Genomic DNA, 22,204 nt, shown 5'->3' with positions numbered 1-22,204 from the left:
TAGAGAAAAAAATCTGAGACTATAACTCAGATTTTTTCTTTATTGACTGCTAATAAATCCTTGATAGAAATGATAAGAACAGCTAATATAATCAACAGTATTCCTAAAAAATCAATGGGATAAAAAATGTCTTTCATAATGGTAACTGAGAAAAAAACTGCAGCGATTGGTTCAATAGCAGCTAGAAGGCTGCCCTTTACCGCACCGATCAGACTGACTCCCTTTAAAAAAGCAGTGTAAGCAAAAACACTGCCAACAATGATTAAACCAAAATAGGCCAAAAGATTTTCTGCCTGAAAATAAGGATTGTATTGCCAAGACCGGCTGACCAGACCAAATACCATTCCTCCCATCACCATACCTAATCCAATAACTAAGAGGCTCCCCCATTTATGAATGAGTTTAATGGGCAAAAGCATATAAAGAGTATAAGTCACAGCAGAAAAGAGACCCCAAAAAAGACCAACTGGAGACAGAGCGAGATTGCCCAACTGTCCATGTGTTGCTATAATAAACGTTCCTAAAATAGCAAAAAGGATGGAAATCACTTCACCTATTGTGGGCAAACTACGGTTCTTAATACAGATAACAGTTAAAACGAGAACAGGTGACATATATTGTAAGACGGTTGCTGTTCCAGCATTAGTATAATGAATGGCCTGCAAATAACTAAATTGATTGAGCAGAAGCCCGCAAATACTAAAGCCAAAAATCCCAGCTAACACCTTTTTATCCTTTAGAACAGCTTTGATCTGCTGAGGCTGTTTCCAAGCGACAGCCCCAACCAAAAGCAGTCCTGATATCAATAAACGCAAGGAAGTCAATAAATGAACAGAAATTCCCTGCTTCATCAAAAATTGACCCGACACTCCTGATATGCCCCAAGCAATAGCTGCCAGAACAATAAGAACCGTTCCATTAAATGATTTCTTCATACTTACTCTCCAAAAATACAATTTCCTTTATTTTAGCATAATTTTGCAGCAAAAAAATCGGCAGCAACCGATTTTTTAGTTTATTATAATTTCGCCAATTCTTCATTAAGCAACTTTTGTGCGACTTGCGGATTGGCTTGTCCTCTTGTGGCTTTCATGATTTGACCAACCAGAGATTTGGCTGCATTTTTGTTGCCGCCTTTGTAGTCATTAAGCGCTTTTTCATTGTTGGCAAAGACTTCTTGGATGATTGGCAGAAGTTGGGCTGGATCAGAGATCTGAATAAGACCGGCTGATTTGACATATTCTTTGGCAGAACCGCCATTTTTAGCTAAATGAACGAAGACTTTCTTAGCGATCTTAGAAGAAATGGTTCCGTCTGCCACTAACTGAAGCATTTCAGTCAAGTTTTCAGGTGTCAAACCGATTTGATCAATAGTTTGATTTTCAGCATTGAGATATTGAGCAATATCTCCTTGCAGCCAATTAGAAACTGTTTTCGCATCTGCACCTTGAGCAAGAGCTGCTTCAAAGAAATCTGAAATCGCTTTTGAGTTGGTCAACTGGGCAGCATCATAAGCTGATAAGCCTAAGTCATTGACATACTTGGTACGGCGTTCTTTTGGAAAGGCTGGTAATTCTGCTCGAACTTTTTCAATCCATTCATCTTCAATTTCAAAAATAGGTAGATCCGGTTCTGGGAAGTAACGATAATCTGCTGAGCCTTCTTTGACACGCATTAACAAGGTTTCCCCTGTTGCTTCATCATAGCGGCGTGTTTCCTGTTGGATTTGACCGCCAGAACGAAGTACTTCTGCCTGACGTTTTTCTTCATAAGCCAGACCACGACGAACAAAATTGAAGGAATTCAAATTTTTCAATTCAGTCTTGACACCAAATTCTTCCTGTCCATAAGGACGGATAGAAATGTTGGCATCCACCCGCATGGAGCCTTCTTCCATTTTAACATCTGAAATGCCCGTATATTGAATAATTTCTTTAAGGGCAGTCAAATAAGCATAGGCTTCCTCAGGTGAACGCATATCAGCTTCCGATACGATTTCAATCAAAGGGACACCTTGACGGTTGAGGTCAACATAAGAGTAGCCATCAACACCGTGCGTATTTTTCCCAGCATCTTCTTCCAAGTGAGCGCGTTCAATGCGAATTTTCTTGGTGCTGCCATCTTCTAATTCAATTTCAATCCAACCGTTGTAGCCGATAGGTTCATCAAATTGTGAAATTTGATAAGCTTTTGGATTATCAGGATAGAAATAATTTTTACGGTCAAAGTGCATGCGCTGATGAATAGCCATGTTAAGAGCCAGCGCAGCCTTGATGCCATAATCAATAACACCCTTATTCATAACAGGCAAGACACCTGGGAATGACCAGTCAACGATATTGGTATTGGTATTTGGATCTTCTCCAAAATGTGCTGGTGCAGGTGAAAAAATTTTAGAATTTGTTTTTAATTCAACATGGACTTCTAATCCGATGATCGTTTCAAAATTCATTAGTTGGCACCTCCAAAAATAACTGGTTGTTGTTTATGATAATCTGTACTTGCTTCAAAAGCTGCTGCTGCTTGATAGATAGTTTGTTCAGCAAATGGTTTACCAATCAGTTGCATACCAACAGGCAAGCCTTCAACAAAGCCAGCAGGGATGGAGATTCCTGGCAGACCAGCTAAATTCACAGGGATAGTCAGGAGGTCGGCTAGATACATCGCAACCGGATCTTGGTGTTGAGAGTCCAAATCATAGGCCACAGTTGGTGCTGTTGGACCTAAAATTAAATCATAGTTGGCAAAGACCTTTTTGAAATCTTCCATGATAAGTGTTCGTACTTGACCAGCTTTTTTGAAATAGGCATCATAATAACCTGAGGAAAGACTGAAAGTTCCCAGCATAATACGACGTTTCACTTCTTCACCAAAGCCTTCGCTGCGAGTATTGACATAGACATCATCCAGATTTTCGTAATCGTCGGTGCGATAGCCATAGCGAATACCATCGAAACGTTGCAAGTTTGAAGATGCTTCAGATGAAGCAATAATATAGTAAACAGCAACACCGTATTTACTGTGTGGTAGACTGACTTCCTCAACAATAGCACCTAAGCTTTCTAGGTGCTTAGCAGCTTTCAGAATCGTTTCCTTGACCTTTTCATCAATTCCTTGACCAATATATTCTTTAGGAAGGGCAATCTTCATTCCCTTGATATCCTTACCAATGAACTGTGTAAAATCAGGTACTTCCACTTGTGAAGAGGTTGAATCTTTCTTATCATTTCCTGAAATAACATTGAGCAATTGGGCATTTTCTTTAACCGTTTGTGAGAATGGTCCGATTTGGTCCAATGAAGAACCAAAAGCAATCAAACCAAAACGTGAGACACGACCATAAGTTGGCTTGATTCCAACAACACCGTTAAAGGCAGCAGGTTGACGAATGGAACCACCTGTATCAGAACCCAGTGACAAACGTACCTGACCAGCTGCGACTGCTGTTGCAGAACCACCTGAGGAACCACCAGCTACTTTCCCTTGATTCCAAGCATTTTTAGTCAACTTGAAATAGGAATTTTCAGTAGAACCACCCATAGCAAATTCATCCATATTGGTCTTACCGACAATAATCATATCCTTGCTGTAGAGCTTTTCAACAGAAGTAGCATCAAAGATGGGTTTGTAGTTATAAAGCATTTTCGAAGCAGCAGTTGTTAAGATGTTTTTGGTTGAAATATTGTCTTTGACAGCCAAAGGAATCCCTGACATAATATTGTCTGCATCAATTCCTTTTTCATCAATAGCAGCAGCCTGCGTTAATGCTTCTTCTTGCGTTACAGTGATAAAAGAACCAACTGTTTCTTCACGTTCTTTGATATCTTCTAAAGTAGCCTTGGTTAATTCTAGCGCTGAAACTTCCTTATTAACAAGAAGGTCATGCAATTCATCAATGGATTTATGATTAAAAGTCATTAGGCATCTCCTCCTTCATCAATGATAGCTGGCACTTTAATCAGACCATCTTCGTGTTCAGGAACATTTTTAAAGAGTTGTTCGCGGTCCCAACCTGCTACAGAAACATCTTCTCGCATATAGTTAATATTGTCTGCAACGTTTGATGTAAAAGGAACACCTTGCGTATCAACTTCATTTAGTAATTCCACCATATCAACAATCTTCGTTAAAGTTGTTGCAAATTCTGTTGTTTCATCATCTGAGAATTTTAACTTAGAAAGGTTAGCCACATGGCGAACTTCTTCTTCAGAAATTTTCATTCTTTTCTCCTTATTTTTCTAGTCTAATCATTTTGTTTATGCTTAACAAAGCTAATCACCTATGTTATTAAAACAAAACTCTTTATATTTCACTAACTGTCTTATTTTACCACAAATTCAGCTAGTTAGTCACGCAAGGTTAAGTATAAATCTGCCAACTGTTGCGCTGCAACCAAGCTTGGACTCTCAAGCATGGCATCAGCACCCTGACCGTTTTTAGGAAAAGCAATCACTTCGCGGATATTTTCTTCTCCTGCTAGAATCATCACTAAGCGATCAAGTCCCAAAGCCAGACCTCCATGGGGCGGGAAACCATATTCCAAAGCCTCTAGGAAGAAGCCAAAGTCTCGCTCATAATCTTCTTTCTTCATGCCAAGTAATTCAAACATAGCTTCTTGAGCACTGCGTTCATGAATACGCAGACTGCCGCCGCCGATTTCATAGCCATTTAAAACAATATCGTAGGCACGACTCATCATTTTCTCTGGATTTTCTTTCCAATTACTGCCATCTTCAAAGGCTCCTTGAGTAAAAGGATGGTGCATGGCCTGATAACGGTTCAAATCCTCATTCCATTCTAAAAGCGGCCAATCAACAACCCAAAGGAAATTTAGTTTATCATTATCAATCAACTCTAAATCCTTAGCCAATCTGACACGAAGACTTCCCAAGGCTTCTTGAACACGCTTGAGAGAACCCGTTACAAAGAAAATCATATCGCCATCTTTAGCTTCAAAAAGTTCCAATAATTCTGTATTGTGATCTTTAAAGGTAGACTTCAAAGATCCTGTCACTTGACCCTTTTCTATTGTTGCCGTTGCAAAACCAGCAACTCCAAAATCCATGACCAATTGTTTTAGCGTAGCCATTTGACGATTTGTGAATGCCTTTGCAGCATTCTGAGCACAGATTCCCATAACCACGCCATTTTCTTTTTTAAGACCTTTTTGTAGGAAGAGAGAAGTATTTCCTCTTGAAAGTTCTGTTAAATCTTTAAGTTCCATAGCAAAACGGGTATCTGGCTTATCAGAACCAAAACGACGCATGGCTTGTGCATAAGAAATGATTGGAAAATCTTCTGTCAGTTCAATACCTTTGCTTGCCTTAACAACAGCTTTAAGCATGCTTTCAACAAGATTGCGAACATCTTCTTCACTAACAAAGCTCATTTCCAAATCGACCTGAGTAAATTCAGGCTGGCGATCTCCACGTAAGTCTTCATCACGGAAACAACGTACAATTTGATAATAACGCTCAAGACCAGCTCCCATCAAAAGTTGCTTCAACATCTGTGGACTCTGTGGCAAAGCATAGAATTGATTTTTAAAGACACGCGATGGTACCAAGAAGTCACGCGCTCCTTCTGGCGTTGACTTGGTTAAATAAGGTGTCTCGACATCAATGAAGTCGGCCTGATTGAGATAATCACGAATGGCTTTGGTAACTTGATGACGCAGCTTCAAATTAGCTGTCATCTTCTCACGGCGCAAATCTAAATAGCGGTATTTCTGGCGAATATCTTCACCTGCATGAGCGTGATTGTCCAATTCAAAAGGCAAGAGTTTACTGCTGGCAATGATTTCGATTGTTTCTGCTCGCAATTCAACCTGTCCGGATTTAATATGAGGATTCACAAAACGCTCATCACGTGCCACAATCTCACCTGTTACGGCTAAAATACTTTCCTTATGCAGATCATGAAGCTTATTAAAGTCAGCAACAGCGCTGTCTACAAATACTTGCAGCAGACCCTCACGATCTCGAAGTTCAATGAAAGCCAGTTTCCCATGATTTCTGATATTGGCAACCCAGCCCTTAGCTGTTACTTTTTGCCCAACTTGTTCCAATCCATAATTTCCAATAAATAATTCTTTCATGATGTCCTCTTTTTCGTAAAATAAAAAGCACCGCTTTCATCTAAACAGACGAAGACCGTGGTGCCACTGTTATTTGTCATCAATAAATTGATAACCTCTTGATTCGTAACGTGAATAAAACGCCTATATTTAAGATAGGAGATTAAAGCATGTTCTTCAGGATCTTTTGACTAGACATCACTCTCAGCAGCGGATGCTCTCTGGACAAGTCGCAAGGCTTACTCTACTTCTCTTCATATTTAATTTTTGATTGTTGACTATTCTATTATAGTTGCACCAAGCACATTTTGCAAGTGGTTTAGCGCAAATTGATGATTTTCTTGACTTAGGGAAGCAACCGCTGACCGAACCACCTCAATTTGATAGCCAAGATTATAGGCGTCAATAGCTGTATGCAAGACACAAATATCTGTCAAAACACCCGTCAGAACCACAGTATTAACACGACGCTCCCGCAGGCGAATATCCAAATCCGTTCCCGAAAAGGCAGAATAATGACGCTTGTCCATCCAAAAGACACGTTCATCATTTTCATGCTTTTGATAGAAATCAGCTAGCGGTCCATACAAGTCACGCCCGCTTGTTCCCTTGATATTATGTGGTGGAAACAGCTTCGTCTCAGGATGAAAAACATCACCTTCATCATGACCATCGATGGTGAAGAAGATATAATCACCATTATCATAAGCTTTTTGAGTGACTTGAGCAATAGCTTTCGAAATAGCTTGAGCTGGTTTTCCCGCTGTTAATTTCCCATCATCGGCAACAAAATCATAGGTATAATCGATTGAAATCAGTGCTTTACTCATTTTAACTATAGTCCTTTAATTTATCAAAAATACCTTCATTAATAACTTTGAGATAAGTACCCTTCATACCTAAGGAACGACTTTCAATAATCCCGGCACTTTCTAACTTTCTAAGAGCATTGACAATCACACTACGTGTAATACCGATACGATCAGCAATAACCGATGCGGTCAAGCGACCTTCATTGCCATCTAATTCATTGAGAATAGCTGCGACAGCTTTCATTTCTGAATAAGACAAGGTATTAATCGCCATATTAATAGCAGTCTGCTTACGAATTGTTTCTTCAAGATTTTCTGTCTGCAAGTTCAACAATTGAATTCCAACAACAGTAGAAGCAATCTCAATCAGAATCAAATCGTCATCATTGAATTCTTTATCATTACGCCAAATAATAAGAGAGCCAAGACGCATACCACCGCCATAGATAGGAGCAATGGTCGTCAAGCCATCAGGATAGATGTCTTTTGATTCAATTGGAAAAATGGTCAAATCATTTTCAACCGACAGATTGGCTTCTGTATCATAAATACGACTGGCTGATTTTACATAATCATCAGGTAATTTTTTAGCTTGGAAAAATTCTTCAACACGATCTGTATTGGTTTTATACTTCATAGCATAGCCGAGAATAATACCGCTACCATCAATAATACAAGCATTACAATCAATAATTTCAGCCAATTGATCTGCAATCGTATTATAAGGCAAATCACTTTGAAGGCTCTCAACCGAGCGTTGTAAAATGGATGTAATACGTCGCGTTTTCGATAATAAATTAGCCATAATTCACTCTTTCTTTGATAATCGAAACTATTATATCAAAGCTTTTTTTAGAATGCAAATAATTGTCAGAAAATTCCTTACTATTCGACAATTTTCATGAAAGCCCTTTTATTTTCGATACTGCCTTAGGAAGCGTGTCATCTTTTCTTGAATCTTAGAGAGCTCTTCAACGCGCGGTAAATAGACAATACGGAAATGATCTGGTTCCATCCAGTTAAAGCCGCGTCCATGAACAAGAAGGATTTTTTCCTGTTTGAGAAAATTCAGAACAAACTGCTCATCGTCATCAATCCGATACATATTACGGTCGATTTTTGGAAAAATATAAAGTCCTGCCTGAGGTTTTACCGCTGTAATTCCGGGGATTTCATTCATAGCTTTATAAATAAAATTACGCTGTTCATAAATACGGCCACCCGGCAAAAGAAGTTCATCAATAGACTGAACACCGCCCAAAGATGTTTGAATAACTTGTTGAGCCAGAACATTGGAACAAAGGCGCATATTTGAAAGCATGTTAAGGCCTTCAATATAATCTTTGACATGTTTTTTAGGCCCAGATAAAACCATCCAGCCTACACGGAAACCTGCAATACGATGAGATTTTGACAAACCATTCATAGAAACACAAAAAAGATCCGGTGCAAGACTAGCAATAGCCACATGTTCCCCACCATCCATGACCAGACGATCATAAATCTCATCAGCAAAAATAATTAAATCATTCTGACGAGCAACTTCAACGATATCCTCTAATACATCTTTGGGATAAAGAGCCCCTGTAGGGTTATTAGGATTGATAACCACAAGAGCTTTCGTATTTGAAGTGATTTTAGACTTAATATTATCAATATCTGGATACCAATTAGAACTTTCATCGCAGACATAATGAACAGCCTGACCTCCTGCCAGACTAACAGCAGCTGTCCACAGTGGATAATCAGGCATGGGGACTAAGACTTCGTCACCGTCATCTAAAAGCCCTTGCATAGACATGGTAATCATTTCCGATACACCATTGCCAATATAGATATCATCAACATCAACATCAGGAATATTTTTAAGCTGACAATATTGCATAATAGCTTTACGAGCTGAAAAGATTCCCTTCGAATCTGAATAACCTTCGCTCTCACGCGCATTCATAATTAAATCCCGAATAACCTCATCAGGTGCTGTTAATCCAAAAGCGGCAGGATTTCCTGTATTAAGACGCAAGATTTTCTCCCCATTAGCAATCATACGATCGGCTTCTTCTAATACTGGACCGCGAATATCATAGGCCACATGTTCAAGTTTAGCAGACTTATTAAATTCTTTCATCATTTTACCTCGCTGATTGCTTTGTTACATTAGTGTCATTATTGTAGCGCATTTTACTTAAAATCGCAATTTTGAAATAGATATAGCGTTGTACAATTCTTGCTTTTAAAGGAAAAATATGCCATAATAAAGTTAACTAATATTTTTATTTTAGTTAACTAAAAGGAGTTCTCACTATGAAAACAAAGTCCACTGTTCTAATAGCCATGATGATTGCCCTTATTATTGCACTTGGATTTATTCCCGGTATTCCTTTAGGGTTTATTCCAGTCCCCATTATCTTGCAGAATATGGGTATCATGCTAGCTGGAGCATTGTTAGGCCCTAAACGCGGTTTTTTAGCTGTCCTCATTTTCCTTCTCTTGGTTGCTTTAGGACTCCCTGTTCTTTCTGGAGGACATGGGAATATAGCTGTCTTTATAGGACCTTCAGCAGGCTATTTATTAGCTTATCCTTTTGCTGCTTTCTTCATTGGTCTGTTCACTGAAAAATTAGACAATTCTCCCTTTTTAGTAGAATTTATTTGCATCTGGTTGATTGGTTTCTTATTTATTGATGCTATGGGAGCAATTGGTTTAACAATCCAATCACACCTTCCTCTTGACAAATCTTTACTAAGCAATCTTGTTTTTATCCCTGGTGATACCATAAAAGTACTAATCGTTACTTTTATTCATCGCAGGTTTAAAAACAATCCTTTACTCCAAGTGTAAATAAACTAAGAAAAGCTGAACTAAAGTCTCGAAAACATTTTACTTTTTTTCAGAAAAGGTTTACAATATAATAAAAGAGGAGATGGAGGTTCAACTTATGTCCAGCTATAAAAATATCCTAGTTGCCATTGATGGCTCCTACGAATCAGAACTTGCCTTTGAAAAGGGTGTCAGTGTCGCACTTAGAAATAATGCTAATTTGCTTTTAACACATGTCGTTGATACACGAGCTCTTCAAAGTGTTGCAACGTTTGATGCTTATATTTATGAAAAGTTGGAACAAGAAGCTCACAGTGTTCTGGATGATTATGAAAAGCAAGCCCGTGAAAGAGGCCTAGAAAAGGTTAGGCAGATTATCGAATTTGGAAACCCAAAACCTCTGTTAGCTACTGAAATACCGGAACGAGAACATGTTGACCTCATTATGTTGGGGGCAACAGGTCTCAACGCTTTCGAACGACTTTTAATCGGTTCTTCATCTGAATATATCCTTCGCCACGCTAAGGTTGATTTGCTGGTCGTTCGTGACCCCGAAAAAACATTATAATGTTTAAAACAAGAGGCTGGGCAAAAACTCAGTTTCTAGTCAATTAAGTAATTAGCAACAACGTAAAAAGCTTAAAATCAATGTTTTTGATAACTTGGTTTTAAGCTTTTTTACTATTGGAATTTTTTCCTTAGACTCAACAAATCAAGAGAGTGAGGCTTGAACAAAATAAAAGTCAATATGGCTGCTCATATGGCTTATAACCCTTGACCAAACCACCGTTAGATAAGTGTCCATGATTTTTGAGACCTTTAGTAATCCCCTTTTACTTATGTTCATTTACGGTGTTGTAAGGATTTCTGAATTTGACGATCCAATTCTCTTTTGATGGCTGGTTCAGGTGCAAAGCGTTCTTCCCAGTCATCAGGCTTTAAAATTTTATGCGTTTCTGGATCAAAATGGGCTTTACCATCCGGGAAGATTTTCCCAATATTAGCTTCATGTACTGTATCAAAAAATGGTTTAGGGTCTACTCCCATTAATACAAAGGATCCATAAGTAAGGTACAATAAATCAATCAAAGCATCTACTTGTCCAACTAAAGGCGTTTGCGGATGCGGCTTTGACAAAACTTTCTCTGCAGCCTTATCAACCGCTTTATGAAGTCTAGCAAGTGCTTGCGCAAATTCTTCCTTATCACCGTTGCTTGTAGCATATAAGAATTCAACAATTTCTTCAACTTTAAAGGCTGAACGGTGTCCACCTTCAACAATGTCGTAAATTCTAGGTATTTCACAGGTTTTGCCATCCATTAGCTGATGAAAATCTTTGACTTTATTAAAATTGTCATCACTACTTGAGAAGATTCTATTTGTTTTTTGATGGATAACACCAAAATGTGCTAGAGCCTGAGAAATACCATCATTATTATTGCTAGCAGTTGTATAGTCCGCAATCGTTTTGACTTGTTCAGTAGCATTGCCCATAGCAACACTTATCCCAACCCCTGATAACATTTCAAGGTCGTTATCAGAATCACCAAAAGCCATGATTTCTTCTATTTCAACATCAAATTCTCTGGCAACATATAAAACACCCTTTATTTTAGACATGCCTTTAGAAATTAAATCAGCAGAGTATGGACTGCTGCGAGTAATAGTCAAATGGGGGAATTTTTCAGCAATAATGTCACTTTGTTCCTTAGTTGCCACCAAAACAATTTGAAAGATGGGCTGACGCATAATAGTCATCAAACTATTTAAGCTCTGCGGTTTAACACGACGGACAATGTGTTTAAAACTGCGCGTTACTGCCTTAGTCCAACGTTTGGGAATAATGCGGCTGATCCATTGACCAAAACGACTGGTTCCCATATTAATAATATTGGAGCCAACAAGACCAGAACTCGTTCCCAGAGAAATTTCCCGCTTTTGCTCACTGGCATATTTTATAACGCGATAAACTGTTGATTTAGGCAGTTGATTTTGGTACAGAACTCGATCGCGCGTGAAAATATATTGACCATTATAGGTGATAGCAAAATCAAGCCCTAAATTTTCCATAAAAGGCGCTACAAAAGCCGGACCCCGACCAGTTGCTACACCAACGAAGATGCCTTGTTTTTTCATATTTGCAATTGCATCTTGTGTCGATTTCTGAACATGTTTTCGATCATTTAAAAGCGTCCCATCAATATCAAAAAAGACAGCCTTAATTGCCACAATATCACCTTTCATATTCTTTAATTTATGTTAAAATATAGTATAACACAATTTGAAAGAATTTTAAAAATCATGAAAAGAATCCTTGTTTTACATACTGGGGGAACCATTTCCATGCATGCTGATAAGGCTGGTAGGGTTGTTCCAGACAGTGATAACCCTATGAACCATGCCAGTGTCAAACTTGATGATATTCAGATTAATGCTATTGATTTTTTAAACATTCCTAGTCCGCAAATGACAGTGGAGCATATGCTTTTATTAACTCAAAAAATCAGAGAAACAGCTGGCTTATACGATGGCGTGGTTATTACACATGGAACAGACACTTTAGAAGAGACTGCTTACTTCCTAGACACCATGATTTTGCCACAAATTCCCATTGTTTTGACTGGAGCTATGCGTTCTTCCAATGAGTTAGGGAGTGATGGTGTTTACAATTACTTATCTGCCCTTCGTGTTGCCAGCCATGACAATGCTGTTGACAAAGGAGTCCTTGTTGTCATGAATGATGAAATTCATGCTGCTAAATACGTTACCAAAACACATACTACTAATGTTTCTACTTTTCAAACACCTACACATGGACCGCTTGGTATCATTATGAAACATGATATTCTCTTTTTCAAAACAGCTGAACCGCGGGTTCGTTTTCGCTTAGAATCTTTAACAGGAACTGTTCCCATTATCAAGGCCTACGCTGGTATGGGAGACTGGCTTTTAAATACTTTAGATAAAAGCAGTATTGATGGTTTGGTTGTTGAAGCTCTAGGTGCTGGTAACCTTCCACCCGAGGCTGCTCAAAGCATTACAAAGCTCATTCAAGAAGGAATTCCTGTCGCTCTCGTCTCTCGGTGTTTTAACGGGATTGCAGAGCCCGTCTACGCATACCAAGGTGGCGGTGTCAAACTGCAAGAAGCAGGTGTCATGTTTGTTAGAGAACTCAACGCCCCTAAGGCCAGACTCAAACTTCTCATCGCTCTCAACGCTGGACTTAAGAAGCAAGAATTAAAGGAATACATAGAAGGTTGAACAAAAGGAGTGAAAAATCTTATGAAACTTAATATTACAGCTACAGACAAATCCAAACATCAACACTTTAACTATTCTCTGGAATTATCCGGCAAGCAGGTCAAAAATACGACCTTAATTATTTGTGGCACGATCTTATTAGGCATTTTTCTCAACTCTCATTTAAAGAAACAGAAATAAATCTAATTGTACAAACATCATTTTATTTAAAATAAGTAAAAAAAGAGAGAAACTGTTATTTCGTTCATGAAATTCTTATTCAGGAAAAACAGGATCTCTCTTTTAATATTAAACATTACAATAATTTGCAAAATTTTACTAAACCGTCTGTGTCTTATGAATCATCATAAAATCCCGCTAAAATGAAGCGGGACTTATTTTTCTTTGTATCCAAAACAATATGATCATTTAATGATAGATTGGCCATAATTTAATAATGACTTTTGAGATTTTTCATAATTTTTCTTGTAATTTACTCTAATTTTAATAGTCATAACTGATTCCTCACTTTCCTTTAATGATGTTATTTTAAAGTTATTAGCTTAAGGAAAGCTTAGAAAAAGCTGATATAAACCTTAATCCAAAATTTCTTTTGCTTAAGATTTTGCACAAGAATTGCCCATCGTTTATCTTGACACCAATCTTTAACAGCCACAATTTGACTAGCCACTTTTCTAGCCTCTTCTAAAATAGGGTAATCTTCCACAATATCAGCAACCTGAAATTCAGGAATGCCAGATTGACGAACACCAAAAATTTCTCCTGAACCACGCATTTTTAAATCTTCTTCAGCCAAAACAAAGCCATCTGTTGTTTTTGTCATAATGCGCATGCGATTTTTCCCAGTATCCGTTTTAGGATTAGCAACTAAAATGGCATAGGATTGCTTTTCTCCACGTCCCACACGTCCTCGTAATTGATGCAATTGACTAAGACCAAAACGATCGGCATCCATGATAATCATAATCGTAGCATTAGGTACATTGACCCCAACTTCAATGACAGTTGTTGAAACCAGAATATCAATACTGCCCTTTTTGAAAGCCTGCATAATGGCTTCTTTTTCATCATTTTTCATACGACCATGCATAAGAGCAATATTAGCAGACGACGCAAAATAAGCTTTTAAGTCTTCTTCTAAAGCGACAGCATTTTTCAAATCCAAGGTTTCAGACTCCTCAATCAGAGGTGAAATGACATAAACTTGTGCCTTTTTCTTGAGCTGTTCTTTAACCCAAGGCAGAACTTTATCTAACTGTTCATGCTTAACCCAACGTGTAATAATCGGTTTGCGACCTGCTGGCAATTCATCAATAAGAGAAACATCCATTTCGCCAAAGGCAGTAATAGCCAAGGTTCTAGGAATAGGTGTGGCTGTCATCATGAGAACATCAGGATTCTCTCCCTTTTCCCTAAACAGCTGCCTTTGCTTAACACCAAATCGATGTTGCTCATCCGTAATGACTAAGCCTAGTTTATGGTAATCAACACCTTCTTGAATAAGAGCATGGGTACCAACAATCATATCTACTGAGCCATCAGCAATAGCTGCTAAGGCTGAACGTCTGACAGCAGCCTTCATTCCAGACGTCAAAAGTGCAATTGAAAGTTCAGGAAATAAAGTCCTTAAACTTTCATAATGTTGTTCCGCTAAAATTTCCGTAGGAACCATCAAAGCCGATTGAAGTCCTGCACTATAGGCTGCATACATAGCAAGACTGGCAATGACGGTCTTACCAGAGCCGACATCTCCCTGTAAAAGCCGATTCATATGAGCGCCAGACTTCATATCTGCTAGAATGTCGTCTAAGCTCTTCTTTTGCGCATTCGTCAGGGCAAAAGGCAGAGCAGCTATTTTAGCAGCTACTTGATTGTGATCGTAAGCAATAAGCAGACCATTCGATTCCGATTTATTACTTGCTTTAAGAACCTGCAAATTGAGTTGAAAATAAAAGAGTTCCTCAAATTTGATGCGACGCAAGGCTTGTTTATATTCTTCCAAATCTTTCGGAAAATGCATAGCCCGCGTAGCTGTTTGTCTGTCTAACAAGCGATATTTATTAAGCAAAACCTGCGGTAAATTTTCAGATAAGAAGCGTAAATAGCCAGCATCAAAGACAGATTGAATTGCCTTAATAAGAGCTGACTGTGATATTCCTTGTGCCACATGATAAACAGGCTGCATATCATCTGTCACTTGAGCCAAAATCTTCATGCCCGTAAGAGCTGACTTCTTTTGATCCCATTTTCCAAAAATAGCAATATCCTGATCAAGCTCCACCTTATCTTGTAAATAAGGCTGATTAAAAAAAGAAACAGCAATAACAGCTTCATCTTGTTTTATTTTAAAAGATAGACGATTACGTTTAAACCCATAATATTGTACATTAGCTGGGGTCACTACTTTTCCAGTAACAACAGCTTTTTCACCATCTAGCAAATCTAAAACAGATTTTGCCTTAAAGTCCTCATAACGAAAAGGATAGTAAAGCAACAAGTCCTCAATGGTATAAATGCCTAATCTATGAAATTTTTCTGCAGACTTAGGACCTAATCCCTTTAAAACCGCAAGTGATGACTGTAAGTCCATAAGTATCTCTCCAATGATTTTTATTATATTATAACAAAAAATAGCTCTATGATTCTATAGTAGACAATATCCGTTTTGGACACATAAGGTAAACTTATATTCAAAGAGTATGACAGTAGTTCATTATCAGCTATAGTGAGTTGTTAATAAGCCAAAAAAGTTCAGCTACTTAACTGAACTTTTTCATATATTTGCGAGGAACTCGGTCACTGATCAAACAGAGCACCTCATAATTAATCGTTTCTCGTTTTTCAGCGACATCTGTTGCTGAAATCATTTCATGTCCATCCTGTCCAATTAAGGTAACTTTGGTTCCTAAAGGATAAGCTTTAGGTAAACGAATAGTGATTTGATCCATGGACACGCGCCCCACAATTTCACAATAGTGGCCATCTACCAAAACATAAAAACCTTGCAAATCTCTTGTCCAACCATCAGCATAACCAACAGGGACGGTCCCAATAATTTCAGCCTGACTGGCAGTATAAGTCGCTCCATAGCCGACTGTATCACCAGCTTGCACTTCTTTGACCTGCACAAGAGCGGATGTCAACTCTAATGCTGGCTTTACTTCATAAGGCAATTCAAGTGCACGGCCACTAGGATTGAGACCATACATCACTATTCCCAGGCGAACAGCATTCATTACTGTATCACTATGCCAAATACTTGTAGCAGAGTTAGACGCATGTACTGTTTGAGGTTTGTAATCCAATTGACTGATAAGGGTGGTAAACATTTCTAACTGTTGACTGAATTTAACAGTAGAAGCTTCATCTGCTGTTGCAAAATGGGTAAAGATACCATTAACAGTCGCTCCTGCTTTCTGCAAACCTGCAATAAGCTTATTCGCTTCTGCAGCACTGCGAACTCCAATTCTTCCCATACCAGAATCGACTTTAACATGTACTGAAAGGCCAACTAAATCAATGCTTTCTGTCTGTACTTTATCAAACCAATCTAAGTCAGCAACTGTAATAGTAATATTTTCTTTTTTAGCCAAGGCAACTTCCTCAGGAAGAAGGACACCCAAAATTAAAATAAAATCATTCAGACCAGCCTGACGCAATTCCAAGGCCTCATCTAAATTAGAAACACAAAAACCATCAACTTGCTTTTGAATGGCTTGAGCCACCTGAACAGCACCATGTCCATAAGCATTGGCTTTAACCACAGCAAAAGTTTTGGCTGCTTTTGGAATATGGTGTTGAACTTGTTCGATATTAAATTTGATATGATCTAAATGAATTAAAGCTGTTGTCGGACGATGGTAACTAGCAATCATAAGTTGTTCTCCTCCAAAATAACACTGGCTTCAACATAATTCTCAGAATGAGAAATACTGATAAAATATTTCCCGAAAAGGGAGACTTTGTAAAAATCGGTGCTCCTTTATTATTAGCCAAAATCTCTAAGTCTTGAAAGCGCAAAGAACCAATGCCACTGCCATAAGCCTTTGAAAAGGCTTCTTTAGCAGCCCAACGTCCTGCTAAATACTCTACTTGACGCCTACCTTTAAGACTAGTGAAAATTTCTAACTCTTTAAATGTTAAAACTTTGCTGGCAAAGCGTGAACTTCTCTCATGAGCTCTCCGAACAGCAGCAATGTCTTGTAAATCAATTCCGTGTCCTATTATCATAGTATCTTTCTAAAAGAGGCTGGAATATCCTTCTCCAACCTCTTTGTTTTGTTATATTTTTAATTGAAATGAAAATGGAACAAAAAGCGGTAAACGCACTTTCATTATGATTTTGTCGTCCTGCTTTCCGCAAAGTTGATTAGGTATTGACATAATGATATTCATGAGGTCAAATAAAAAACCTCCAATCAGCCACTGCATTAAACTGAAATGATGATACAGTAAAAAGTCAGAACACTTTTGTCTCAATTTCTTCAATTTTTTGATATTAACAATTACTTTTCCTTGAGAGTATGGTAAATCTCATAAATCAACTGTTGCGTATTTTCCCAACCCAAACAAGGATCCGTAATAGATTTGCCAAAAACTTCCGGCTTATCCTGACGGCCGTCTTCCAGATAAGATTCAATCATAAAGCCGCGAACATACTTATTGATTTTATCATTCCAGTCACGGTTAATAAGGGTTTGCCGAACAATTCTTACTTGTTCCAAATAGTTTTTACCAGAATTATCATGATTGGTATCAACAACAATAAAAGGATTGATTAACTTCATATTTTCATACTGTTGGATCAGTTTTAAGAGAACATCATAATAGTAATTAGGTTCATATTCACCATGCTCATTGCTGCCTCCACGCAGAATAACATGAGCCAAGGAATTGCCGTCTGTTTCTACTTCTGCTCCATTATAGATAAAATTTTGTGAATTTTGTGCTACATGCAAAGCATTAAGCATAACCTTGAGATTACCAGACGTTGGATTTTTCATGCCAGTAGGCACATCAATGCCTGAAGCTACAAAGCGATGTTCCTGATCTTCAACCGAACGAGCACCAATAGCATGATAAGAAACCAAATCATCTACTAAGACAAGGTTAGAAGGGTAAAGCATTTCATCTGCTGTTGTCAATCCTGTCTCAGTAATCACACGATAATGCAAATTACGAACAGCATGAATGCCATTAATCAAATCTGGCAATTTAGAAGTACTTGGCTGATGAATGAGTCCTTTGTACCCATCACCATTAGTACGTGGCTTTGCTGTATAAACGCGCATCACCATAAAAATGCGATCCTTAACTTCTTCCTGCAATTTGGCAAGACGTTTAGCATACTCAAGAACAGCTTCTTCATTATCCGACGAACAAGGACCAATAATCAAGAGTAAACGATTGTCTTCTCCCTTAATAATGGAAACCAATTCACGATCACGTGCTTGTTTCTTAGCCAAATCCTGACCTTTTAATTGTGTGCCTTGTTTAACCGTGAAAAGGTCTATGGCTTTGCTTTTTTGATGAATACCCATTTTAATTTCCTAAAGTATCATAAATTTCATGAACCAATTGTTGCGTATTTTCCCAACCCAAACAAGGATCCGTAATAGATTTGCCAAAAACTTCTGGCTCATTCTGACGGCCGTCTTCCAGATAAGATTCAATCATAAAGCCGCGAACATACTTATTGATTTTATCATTCCAGTCACGGTTAATAAGGGTCTGCCGAACAATTCTTACTTGTTCCAAATAGTTTTTACCAGAGTTATCATGATTGGTATCAACAACAATAAAAGGATTTTGCAGCCCCATCTTTTCATACTGATCAATCGTATCTAAGACATTGTCATAGTAATAATTTGGGATATTTTTTCCATATTCATTAATGCCGCCGCGCAAGATAACATGAGCTGTGGGATTGCCGCTGGTTTCAACTTCTTCGCCATTGAAAAGGAACGATTGTTTATTTTGTGCAGCATAAATACCATTAAACATGATATTCAGATTTCCTGATGTTGGATTTTTCATGCCAGTAGGCACATCAATGCCTGAAGCTACAAAACGGTGTTGCTGATCCTCAACTGAACGAGCACCAACTGCAATATAGGATACTAAATCATCAATTAAAGGAAGATTTTCAGGATAAAGCATTTCATCTGCTGTTGTAATACCCGTTTCAGTAATCACACGATAGTGCAGATTGCGTACAGCTGTAATACCGTTAATCAGACTGGGAGCCGCACCTGTATTAGGTTGATGGACCATTCCTTTGTACCCATCACCATTAGTACGTGGCTTTGCTGTATAAACGCGCATCACCATAAAAATGCGATCCTTAACTTCTTCCTGCAATTTGGCAAGACGTTTAGCATACTCAAGAACAGCTTCTTCATTATCCGACGAACAAGGACCAATAATCAAGAGTAAACGATTGTCTTCTCCCTTAATAATGGAAACCAATTCACGATCACGTGCTTCCTTTTGGGCTAAAGCTTCACCTGTTAATTTTGACAAGCTCCGCATTTCTTCTATGTTAATTTTATCACTAGTTGCTTTAAAAGACATTTTTTATCCTTCTAATTCATTAAAATCGCTTGCGTCCATGACAGTTTTTAAACTTCTTACCTGAACCACATGGACATTTATCATTACGGCCCACATTCTTAAAGATTGGATCTTGAGGAGAAATAGTAGACTGTGCTGAAATATTTTGCTCAGCTGTCGTCCTACTTTCAGTTTCTTTCTCACGTTCTTGTTCATGAATCTGTGCCTTCATCATGGTACGTGTCACATCAAATTCAATAGCACCAATCATATCTTGGAACATCCTGAAACCTTCTGATTGGTATTCAACAATAGGGTTATTCTGCGCATAACCACGTAAACCAACTGAACTGCGCAGTTGATCCAGAGCATCAATATGATCTGTCCATTTATTATCAACAACCATCAAGATCAACACTTTCTGGAACTCTCGAACAGCCTCTTCATCACGAAGTTTAGCAATTTGACGGTCATAATTTTTAAGAGCTGCATCATAGAGCAGATCCTTAATATCTTCATAGTTTAAATCTTCTATATCATGTAGACTGATAGTATCTTCTGGTAAAAGATTTGTTTTAGCAAAGTTAAGGATAGCATCTAGGCTTTCTTTACGATCCAATTGACTATGAGAGTCCACTGTGCGTTCAATTGTTCGTTTAATCATAGCCTTAATCTCTGGTGCAAGGTCACGTTCTGCTGTGATAACATCGTAACGCTCGGCATAGATAATCTCACGCTGTTCACGCATAACATCATCATATTGAAGCACTTGCTTACGAGTATCATAGTTGTTTCCTTCAACACGTCTTTGAGCTGATTCAACTTGATTGGTTAGCATGCGTGATTTAATCACCACATCATTATCTTCCTCAATAAAACGATCAAGAAAAGCCTTGATACGCTCGGAACCAAAACGACGCATTAGTTCATCTTCTAAAGAGAGATAGAATTGTGACTCACCGGGGTCACCTTGACGGCCAGAACGTCCACGTAATTGATTGTCAATCCGACGGCTTTCATGACGTTCCGTCCCAACGACACAAAGACCGCCGAGCTCACGTACACCCTCGCCCAACTTAATATCAGTACCGCGTCCTGCCATATTGGTAGCAATGGTAACGGCACCACGTTGACCCGCATTCATAATAATCTGAGCTTCTTTAAAGTGATTTTTGGCATTGAGAACTTCGTGAGGAACACCTGCTTGAACTAGCATTTTTGAAATCAAATCTGATGTTTCGACAGCAACAGTACCAACCAAAACAGGCTGTCCTTTTTCATGGCGTTCCTTAACATCAGCAACAACAGCTCTAAATTTCGCTTCAAGTGTTGGATAGAGCAAGTCCTGATGATCAATACGGGCTACCGGACGATTGGTTGGAATCGGAATAATGCGCATATTATAAATTTCACGAAATTCCTCTTCTTCTGTCTTCGCAGTCCCCGTCATTCCCGCTAACTTTTTATACATGCGAAACATATTTTGATAGGTAATGGAAGCACTAGTTTTAGACTCATCCTGAATTGGTACCCCCTCTTTTGCTTCAATAGCTTGGTGGAGGCCATCCGAAAAACGACGCCCTTCCATTGTACGACCAGTAAATTGGTCAACAATTAGAATTTCCTGTTCTTCACTAACCACGTAATCAATATCAAGCAACATAATGTAGTTAGCACGTAAAGCATTGTCAATATAGTGGGTCAAAGCCACATTATCAATGTCGTAAAGATTTTCTAGATGAAAATACTCTTCTGCTTTATCAATTCCAGAATCTTTTAAACCAATCGTTTTAGTGGGCGTATCAATCGCATAATCATCTTCTGATAAGGTTTTTACAAAACTATCTGCACGATGATAAAGCTGATTGGTTTCTGTGCTAACAGGTCCTGAAACAATCAATGGCGTTCTGGCCTCATCAATCAAAACAGAATCCACCTCATCAACTAAAGCAAAATTAAGCGGCCGCTGTACCATATTTTCTTTGCGGACAACCATATTGTCACGAAGATAGTCAAAACCAATCTCAGCATTAGTTGAATAAGTAATATCACAGTTATAAGCTTCACGTTTTTCACTAGAAGACTTGGCTGCTAAATTAATTCCAACAGACAGTCCCAGCCATGAATATAATTCTCCCATTTCAGTTGCATCACGTGTTGCTAGATATTCATTAACAGTAACAACATGAACACCCTCACCAGCCAAGGCATTAAGGTAAACAGGCATGGTAGCCGTTAAGGTCTTCCCTTCACCAGTGCGCATTTCTGGAACGTCGCCATGATGAAGGACAACACCACCCATGATTTGGACACGATAAGGATAGAGACCTAAAACGCGTTTTGAAGCTTCACGAACAACAGCAAAAGCCTCAGGAAGTAAATCATCTAAGGTCTCACCATTTTGATAGCGCTCTTTAAATTCGTCAGTCTTGGCCTGAAGTTCTTCATCTGAAAGTGCCTCCATTTCATTGGCATGACTTTCGACTTTTTTTGCTATTTTTGTTAATTTTCTTACTTCGCCTTTATCATTTTCAATGATAGTGCGTAGAATATTTGCCATTCGTTATCCTTTCGATAGTATTATCGTTTTATTTTATCACAAATAACAGCCACATTCAAGAATTTATCAGCTATTTCAAAAACTAATAAAGAGGCAGAAATGCTTCTGCCCCATAGCTTTATC

18 protein-coding genes and 1 pseudogene are annotated in these 22,204 nt (G+C 38.4%); 4 read left to right on the top strand and 15 right to left on the bottom strand.

Annotated features, from left to right (window positions below; all coding sequences use genetic code 11):
- Positions 1-26: 26 nt before the first annotated feature.
- The 8 genes from SRT_RS01760 to SRT_RS01725 all read right to left on the bottom strand — a co-directional run bounded on the left by SRT_RS01760 (position 27) and on the right by SRT_RS01725 (position 9,016).
- The gene (locus SRT_RS01760) at positions 27-935 is read right to left on the bottom strand and encodes a DMT family transporter (protein WP_128832840.1); all 909 of its coding nucleotides are present in this window, start codon (positions 933-935) and stop codon (positions 27-29) included.
- An 83-nt stretch (positions 936-1,018) separates the two neighbouring features.
- The gene (gene gatB, locus SRT_RS01755) at positions 1,019-2,452 is read right to left on the bottom strand and encodes an Asp-tRNA(Asn)/Glu-tRNA(Gln) amidotransferase subunit GatB (RefSeq protein WP_128832839.1); all 1,434 of its coding nucleotides are present in this window, start codon (positions 2,450-2,452) and stop codon (positions 1,019-1,021) included.
- Positions 2,452-3,918 carry an Asp-tRNA(Asn)/Glu-tRNA(Gln) amidotransferase subunit GatA gene (gene gatA / locus SRT_RS01750; RefSeq protein WP_128832838.1) on the bottom strand — a complete coding sequence of 489 codons (1,467 nt, stop codon included), beginning with the start codon at positions 3,916-3,918 and terminating at the stop codon, positions 2,452-2,454. The genes gatB and gatA overlap by 1 nt, the downstream gene beginning before the upstream one ends.
- Positions 3,918-4,220, bottom strand: coding sequence for an Asp-tRNA(Asn)/Glu-tRNA(Gln) amidotransferase subunit GatC (gene gatC, locus SRT_RS01745; RefSeq protein ID WP_002263475.1), 303 nt, complete (start codon positions 4,218-4,220; stop codon positions 3,918-3,920). The genes gatA and gatC overlap by 1 nt, the downstream gene beginning before the upstream one ends.
- Before the next feature lie 125 nt (positions 4,221-4,345).
- Positions 4,346-6,097, bottom strand: coding sequence for an aspartate--tRNA ligase (gene aspS / locus SRT_RS01740; RefSeq protein ID WP_128832837.1), 1,752 nt, complete (start codon positions 6,095-6,097; stop codon positions 4,346-4,348).
- A 257-nt stretch (positions 6,098-6,354) separates the two neighbouring features.
- Positions 6,355-6,906, bottom strand: a complete 552-nt coding sequence (locus tag SRT_RS01735; protein WP_128832836.1) for a cysteine hydrolase family protein — start codon at positions 6,904-6,906, stop codon at positions 6,355-6,357.
- A gap of 1 nt (position 6,907) precedes the next feature.
- Entirely contained in the window at positions 6,908-7,693 is a 786-nt protein-coding gene (codY, locus tag SRT_RS01730; RefSeq protein WP_128832835.1) for a GTP-sensing pleiotropic transcriptional regulator CodY, read from the bottom strand.
- Between the two features lie 108 nt (positions 7,694-7,801).
- Positions 7,802-9,016, bottom strand: a complete 1,215-nt coding sequence (locus SRT_RS01725; RefSeq protein ID WP_128834006.1) for a pyridoxal phosphate-dependent aminotransferase — start codon at positions 9,014-9,016, stop codon at positions 7,802-7,804.
- Between the two features lie 176 nt (positions 9,017-9,192).
- On the opposite strand from SRT_RS01725, the gene SRT_RS01720 reads away from it, so the two are divergent.
- Both SRT_RS01720 and SRT_RS01715 read left to right on the top strand, forming a co-directional pair.
- The gene (locus SRT_RS01720; protein WP_128832834.1) at positions 9,193-9,729 is read left to right on the top strand and encodes a biotin transporter BioY; all 537 of its coding nucleotides are present in this window, start codon (positions 9,193-9,195) and stop codon (positions 9,727-9,729) included.
- Between the two features lie 97 nt (positions 9,730-9,826).
- The gene (locus SRT_RS01715) at positions 9,827-10,276 is read left to right on the top strand and encodes a universal stress protein (RefSeq protein WP_128832833.1); all 450 of its coding nucleotides are present in this window, start codon (positions 9,827-9,829) and stop codon (positions 10,274-10,276) included.
- 275 nt (positions 10,277-10,551) lie between these two features.
- On the opposite strand, the gene SRT_RS01710 is transcribed toward SRT_RS01715, so the two are convergent.
- Positions 10,552-11,937, bottom strand: a complete 1,386-nt coding sequence (locus SRT_RS01710; RefSeq protein ID WP_161940063.1) for a Cof-type HAD-IIB family hydrolase — start codon at positions 11,935-11,937, stop codon at positions 10,552-10,554.
- Between the two features lie 72 nt (positions 11,938-12,009).
- Here SRT_RS01710 and SRT_RS01705 point away from each other — a divergent pair, with 72 nt between their 5' ends.
- Both SRT_RS01705 and SRT_RS10395 read left to right on the top strand, forming a co-directional pair.
- Complete coding sequence (locus SRT_RS01705; RefSeq protein WP_128834005.1) at positions 12,010-12,969, top strand: asparaginase; 960 nt, start codon at positions 12,010-12,012, stop codon at positions 12,967-12,969.
- 21 nt (positions 12,970-12,990) lie between these two features.
- Positions 12,991-13,149, top strand: coding sequence for a hypothetical protein (locus tag SRT_RS10395; RefSeq protein ID WP_128832831.1), 159 nt, complete (start codon positions 12,991-12,993; stop codon positions 13,147-13,149).
- Positions 13,150-13,522: 373 nt separating this feature from the next.
- Here SRT_RS10395 and recG read toward each other — a convergent pair whose 3' ends face one another.
- The 6 genes and pseudogenes from recG to secA form a co-directional block, all read right to left on the bottom strand.
- Positions 13,523-15,559: an ATP-dependent DNA helicase RecG gene (gene recG / locus SRT_RS01695; protein WP_128832830.1), complete on the bottom strand. Its 2,037-nt coding sequence runs from the start codon at positions 15,557-15,559 to the stop codon at positions 13,523-13,525.
- A gap of 169 nt (positions 15,560-15,728) precedes the next feature.
- On the bottom strand, positions 15,729-16,844 hold the full coding sequence (gene alr, locus SRT_RS01690) for an alanine racemase (protein WP_128832829.1): 1,116 nt from the start codon (positions 16,842-16,844) through the stop codon (positions 15,729-15,731).
- Positions 16,841-17,199: pseudogene (gene acpS, locus SRT_RS01685) on the bottom strand (holo-ACP synthase). The gene alr and the pseudogene acpS overlap by 4 nt, the downstream one beginning before the upstream one ends.
- Positions 17,200-17,474: 275 nt before the next feature.
- Positions 17,475-18,509 (bottom strand): 3-deoxy-7-phosphoheptulonate synthase, encoded by a 1,035-nt coding sequence (locus SRT_RS01680; protein WP_128832828.1) that lies wholly within the window; start codon positions 18,507-18,509, stop codon positions 17,475-17,477.
- Between the two features lies 1 nt (position 18,510).
- A complete protein-coding gene (locus tag SRT_RS01675) occupies positions 18,511-19,542 on the bottom strand; it encodes a 3-deoxy-7-phosphoheptulonate synthase (protein WP_128832827.1) in 1,032 nt (343 codons plus the stop codon).
- 19 nt (positions 19,543-19,561) lie between these two features.
- Entirely contained in the window at positions 19,562-22,081 is a 2,520-nt protein-coding gene (gene secA / locus SRT_RS01670) for a preprotein translocase subunit SecA (RefSeq protein WP_128832826.1), read from the bottom strand.
- Between the last annotated feature and the right edge of the window lie 123 nt (positions 22,082-22,204).

Origin of the sequence: Streptococcus troglodytae (assembly GCF_002355215.1) — a bacterium.
Classification (GTDB): Bacteria; Bacillota; Bacilli; order Lactobacillales; family Streptococcaceae; genus Streptococcus; species Streptococcus troglodytae.
Note: the sequence above shows the minus strand (reverse complement) of the source record. Positions and strands in the feature narration are given on the sequence as shown.

Excerpts from the sequence above, each read along its gene's own strand:
- alr (WP_128832829.1), bottom strand. The coding sequence starts at position 16,844 with ATGATTGCTAGTTACCATCGTCCGACAACAGCTTTAATTCATTTAGAT.
- SRT_RS01735 (WP_128832836.1), bottom strand. The coding sequence starts at position 6,906 with ATGAGTAAAGCACTGATTTCAATCGATTATACCTATGATTTTGTTGCC.
- SRT_RS01720 (WP_128832834.1), top strand. The coding sequence starts at position 9,193 with ATGAAAACAAAGTCCACTGTTCTAATAGCCATGATGATTGCCCTTATT.
- SRT_RS01675 (WP_128832827.1), bottom strand. The coding sequence starts at position 19,542 with ATGTCTTTTAAAGCAACTAGTGATAAAATTAACATAGAAGAAATGCGG.
- gatC (WP_002263475.1), bottom strand. The coding sequence starts at position 4,220 with ATGAAAATTTCTGAAGAAGAAGTTCGCCATGTGGCTAACCTTTCTAAG.
- SRT_RS01725 (WP_128834006.1), bottom strand. The coding sequence starts at position 9,016 with ATGAAAGAATTTAATAAGTCTGCTAAACTTGAACATGTGGCCTATGAT.
- SRT_RS01705 (WP_128834005.1), top strand. The coding sequence starts at position 12,010 with ATGAAAAGAATCCTTGTTTTACATACTGGGGGAACCATTTCCATGCAT.
- SRT_RS10395 (WP_128832831.1), top strand. The coding sequence starts at position 12,991 with ATGAAACTTAATATTACAGCTACAGACAAATCCAAACATCAACACTTT.
- recG (WP_128832830.1), bottom strand. The coding sequence starts at position 15,559 with ATGGACTTACAGTCATCACTTGCGGTTTTAAAGGGATTAGGTCCTAAG.
- gatB (WP_128832839.1), bottom strand. The coding sequence starts at position 2,452 with ATGAATTTTGAAACGATCATCGGATTAGAAGTCCATGTTGAATTAAAA.
- SRT_RS01760 (WP_128832840.1), bottom strand. The coding sequence starts at position 935 with ATGAAGAAATCATTTAATGGAACGGTTCTTATTGTTCTGGCAGCTATT.
- secA (WP_128832826.1), bottom strand. The coding sequence starts at position 22,081 with ATGGCAAATATTCTACGCACTATCATTGAAAATGATAAAGGCGAAGTA.
- codY (WP_128832835.1), bottom strand. The coding sequence starts at position 7,693 with ATGGCTAATTTATTATCGAAAACGCGACGTATTACATCCATTTTACAA.
- gatA (WP_128832838.1), bottom strand. The coding sequence starts at position 3,918 with ATGACTTTTAATCATAAATCCATTGATGAATTGCATGACCTTCTTGTT.
- SRT_RS01680 (WP_128832828.1), bottom strand. The coding sequence starts at position 18,509 with ATGGGTATTCATCAAAAAAGCAAAGCCATAGACCTTTTCACGGTTAAA.
- SRT_RS01715 (WP_128832833.1), top strand. The coding sequence starts at position 9,827 with ATGTCCAGCTATAAAAATATCCTAGTTGCCATTGATGGCTCCTACGAA.
- aspS (WP_128832837.1), bottom strand. The coding sequence starts at position 6,097 with ATGAAAGAATTATTTATTGGAAATTATGGATTGGAACAAGTTGGGCAA.